This is a genomic window from Kitasatospora sp. NPDC101176 (assembly GCF_044768035.1).
In the GTDB taxonomy this organism is placed as follows: Bacteria; Actinomycetota; Actinomycetes; order Streptomycetales; family Streptomycetaceae; genus Kitasatospora.
Map to the genome: position 1 here is coordinate 1 of NZ_JBIWPA010000060.1, position 4,618 is coordinate 4,618.

Here is a 4,618-nt window from a genome sequence, read left to right on the forward strand (position 1 = left end):
CGGAGGGCCAGTTGGGGTTCAACCGTCTGAAGGGCCGCGGCGATGGCCTCGGGTTCGTGGGTGTCGGTGTCGAGGAGGACGAGGCGGCCGGGGTGCTCGGTCTGGGCCGTCCGCACCAGACCCCACACCACGGACTGCGCCAGCCCGTCCACCGGCTCGCCGGCCGTCACCGCGACCGCGCCGCGGGTGACCAGCACCAGCCGGGAGTCGGCGAAGCGGTCGTCGGCCAGCCAGCCCCGGAGCTCGTCGAGCACCCGGTACACGGACGGGGCGTCCGGCACGTCGGATCGGACGACGCCGGGCGCCGGTGCCCCGGCCCCGACCAGGCGCAGCGCCTCGGCGTACGGCACCGGCGGCTCGGCCGCCGCGGCGGCGGGCGCCGGCACGGGCACCCAGGCGATCCGGTGGAGGCTGCCGGCGGTGCGGCGGCCGGCGGTCAGCCGGGCCGGGTCGGTCGCCCGGACGGCGAGCGCGCCGACGGACAGGACGGGCGCCCCGGTGGCGTCGGTGAGTCGCAGTGAGGTGTGCTCGGGTGTCGCGGTGTCGAGGGTGACCCGCAGGGTGCGGGCGCCGGTGGCGTGCAGCCGGACGCCCTGCCACGAGAACGGGACGGGCAGGCCGCCGTCCGGGCCGGGCCCGGCGAGGGCCAGGGGGTGCAGGGCGGCGTCGAGCAGGGCCGGGTGCAGGCTGAAGCCGGTGTCGGCTGCTGCGTCGGGCAGTTCGACCTCCGCCCACCAGGTCCGGTCGCTTCGCCAGGCCGCCCGCAGGCCCTGGAAGAGCGGGCCGTAGGTGTAGCCGTGCTCGCCGAGCCGCCGGTAGGCGTCGGTGAGGTCGACCGGCTCGGCGCCGGTGGGCGGCCAGGTGCCGGTGCCGCTCCCGTCCGCGGAGGGGTCGGGTGTGGTGCCGGGGGCGAGGAGCCCGGTGGCGTGCGTCGTCCAGGTCTGCTCGGCGGTGCCGGTGTCGCTGCCGTCCGGTCGGGAGTGCACGGTGAGGGTGCGCCGGCCCACCTGGTCGGCGGCCCCGACGGTGACCTGGAGCCGGACGGCGCCCTGGTCCGGCACCAGCAGCGGCGCCTGGAGGGTGAGCTCCTCGACGGTGGGCGCGGCGGCCCGCGCGCCCACGTGCAGGGCGAGTTCGAGCAGGGCCGTGCCGGGGACGAGCACCGTGCCGAGGACGGCGTGACCGGCCAGCCACGGCTGGGCGGAGAGCGAGAGCCGGCCGGTGTGGACGGTGCCGGAGCCGTCGGCGAGGTCCACGGCGGCGCCGAGCAGCGGGTGGCCGGCCTCGCCGAGGCCGGCCCGGGCCAGGCCGTCGCCGACGGGTGCGGCCGGGGCGTCCAGCCAGTACCGCTCGCGCTGGAACGGGTAGGTGGGCAGCTCCGGGCGCGGGCCGGCCGGGACGTCCGCGAAGTACGCGGCCCAGTCCACCGGACCGCCCGCGGTGTGCAGGGCGGCGAGGGTCCGCGGGACGCCGGCGGCCTCGGGTTGCTTGCGGGAGAGCAGGGAGAGCAGGACGGCCTCCGGCAGGGTGTCGGCGGCCATCGCGGCGAGCACGGTGTCCGGGCCGAGCTCCAGGAAGGCGTCGATGCCCTCGGCGGCCAGGGAGCGCAGGCCGTCGGCGAAGCGGACGGTCTCGCGGACGTGCCGCACCCAGTGCTCCGGGTCGGCCAGCTCGGCCGCGGTGGCCGGGCGGCCGGTGAGGTCGGAGACCACCGGGAGGCGGGGCGGGTGGAACTCCAGACCGGCCAGCAGCTCCCGGAAACCGTCCAGCATCGGCTCCATCAGCGGTGAGTGGAAGGCGTGGCCGACCGTCAGTCGCCTCGTCCGGGCACCGAGTCCGGCGGCGCGCTCGGCGACCGCGAGCACCTCCTCCCGGGTGCCGGAGATCACCGTGGCCCGCGGGCCGTTGAGCGCGGCGATCCCGACGTGCTCCTCGTGTCCGGCCAGCAGCCCTCGGGTCGTCTCCTCGTCGAGGGTGAGCGAGACCATCGCGCCACCGGGCGGGAGGGCGTGCATCAGCCGGCCGCGGGCGGTCACCAGGGCGGCGGCGTCCGCGAGGGAGAGCACCCCGGCCGCGTGGACGGCCGCGATCGAGCCGATCGAGTGGCCGAGCACCGCGTCCGGGTGGACGCCCCAGTGCGCGAGGAGGCGGAACAGGGCCGTCTCCAGGGCGAAGAGGGCGGGCTGGGTGTAGCGGGTCTCGTCGAGCAGGGCGGCTTCGGGAGTGCCGGGTTCGGCGAACAGCAGGTCGCGCAGCGGCCGGTCCAGGTGCGGGTCCAGCGCGGCCAGCGCGGCGTCCAGGGCCTCGGCGAACTCGGGGTGGGCGGCGTACAGTTCGCGCCCGGCCCCGGGGCGCTGGCTGCCCTGGCCGGTGAACAGGAACGCGGTGCGCCGCGCGGTCGGGACGGCGGTGCCGGTGAGCGGGTCGGCCAGGGCGGCGAGCGCCTCCTCGGCCGTGCCGGCGACGAAGGCGGCCCGGTGCTCCAGCGCGGCGGGGCCGGTGGCCAGCGCGCGGGCCACGGCGGCCGGTTCGGTGTCCGGGTGCGCGGCGAGGTGGCGGGCGAGCCGTTCCGCCCGGTCGTGCAGGGCCTGCGGGGTGTGGCCGGAGAGCAGCCAGGGCAGCGGGGTCCCGTCGGCCCGGCCGGTGGGGGCTTCGGCGGCGGGTGCCTGCTCCGGGGCGGCGGGCGCCTGTTCCAGGATGACGTGCGCGTTGGTGCCGCTGATGCCGAAGGAGGAGACGGCGGCCCGGGCGGGCCGGTCGGCCGCGGGCCACGGCCGGGCCTCGTCCAGCAGCCGGACGGCGCCGGCCGACCAGTCGACGTGCGGGGTCGGCTCGTCGATGTGCAGGCTCCTCGGGAGCTCCCCGTGCTGCATCGCGAGCACCATCTTGATCACGCCCGCCACGCCGGCGGCGGCCTGGGTGTGGCCGATGTTGGACTTCAGCGAGCCCAGCAGGAGCGGGGTTTCGCGGTCCTGCCCGTAGGTGGCGAGCAGGGCCTGGGCCTCGATCGGGTCGCCCAGGCGGGTGCCGGTGCCGTGCGCCTCCACGGCGTCGACCTGGTCGGGGGTGAGACCGGCCGAGGCGAGGGCCTGCCGGATCACCCGCTGCTGGGAGGGGCCGTTGGGGGCGGTGAGGCCGTTGCTCGCGCCGTCCTGGTTGACGGCGGAGCCGCGCAGCAGGGCCAGCACCCGGTGGCCGTGGCGGCGGGCGTCGGAGAGCCGCTCGACCAGCAGCAGGCCGGCGCCCTCCGCCCAGCCGGTGCCGTCCGCCGCGGCCGCGAAGGGCTTGCAGCGCCCGTCCGGCGCCAGTCCGCGCTGGCGGCTGAACTCGACGAAGGTCGCCGGGCTGGCCATCACGGTGACCCCGCCGGCCAGGGCGAGGTCGCACTCGCCCTGGCGCAGGGCCTGGGCGGCCAGGTGCAGGGCGACCAGCGAGGAGGAGCAGGCGGTGTCCACGGTGACGGCCGGGCCCTCCAGGCCGAAGGTGTACGAGACCCGGCCGGAGGCCACGCTGCCCGCGCTCCCGCTGACCAGGTAGCCCTCGAAGCCGTCCGGGGCACTGGGCGCCTGGTGCAGCCGGGCGCCGTAGTCGTTGTACATCACGCCGGTGAAGACGCCGGTGCGGGAGCCGCGCAGGGCGTGCGGGTCGAGCCCGGCCCGTTCGAAGGCCTCCCAGGCGGTCTCCAGCAGCAGGCGCTGCTGCGGGTCGGTGGTGAGCGCCTCGCGGGGGCTGATGCCGAAGAACTCCGGGTCGAAGGAGGCGGCGTCGTAGAGGAATCCGCCGTCGCGGGTGGACGAGGTGCCCGGGCGGTCGGCGTCAGGGTCGTAGAGGGCGTCGAGGTCCCAGCCGCGGTCGGCGGGGAAGCCGGCGACGGCGTCGCGGCCGTCGGCGAGCAGCTGCCAGAGCTCCTCCGGGGTGGTGACCCCGCCGGGGTAGCGGCAGGCCATGGCGACGATGGCGATCGGGTCGTCGTCGGGGGCCGCGGCCCTGGGCGCCTCGGTGACCACCGCGGCCGGGGTGGCGAGGAGCTCCGCGCTCAGCAGCGCGGTCAGCGCGGCCGGGGTCGGGTGGTCGAAGACCAGGGTGGTGGGCAGCCGCAGGCCGGTCTCGGCGGTGAGGCGGTTGCGCAGGTCGACGGCGGTGAGCGAGTCGAAGCCGAGGTCGGTGAAGGCCCGGCCGTCCTGGACGGTCGCCGGGTCGGCGTGGCCGAGCACGGTGGCGGTGGTGGCCCGGACCAGCTCCCGCAGCAGCCGCTCGGCCTCGGCAGGGGAGCCGGCCGCGGCGAGCCGGCGGGCCAGGTGCTCGGCCGGCGACGCGTCGGTCGTGGCGGCCGCCGCGGCCGCCCGGCGGCGGGTGGGCCGGACCAGCGAGCGCAGCGGCGCCGGGACGTCGGTGCCGGGGGCGCCGAGCGCGGCGGTGCTGAAGCGGGCCGGCACCAGCACCGGGCGGTCGGCCGCGAGTGCCTCGTCGAACAGCCGCAGGGCCTGGTCCACGGGCAACGGGGCGATGCCGGTGCGGGCGAGCCGGGCGAGGTCGGCGGTGCCGAGTCGGCTGCCCATGCCGTCGTCCTCCCAGAGGCCCCAGGCGAGGGAGGTGGCGGGCAGGCCGAGGGCGTGGC

General features: G+C 77.9%; 1 protein-coding gene. It reads right to left on the bottom strand.

What is annotated here, in order from left to right; translation table 11 throughout:
* Nucleotides 1-4,618 (bottom strand): beta-ketoacyl synthase N-terminal-like domain-containing protein (locus tag ACIRS1_RS38330; RefSeq protein WP_402847300.1); only part of this gene is annotated, 4,618 nt, incomplete at both ends.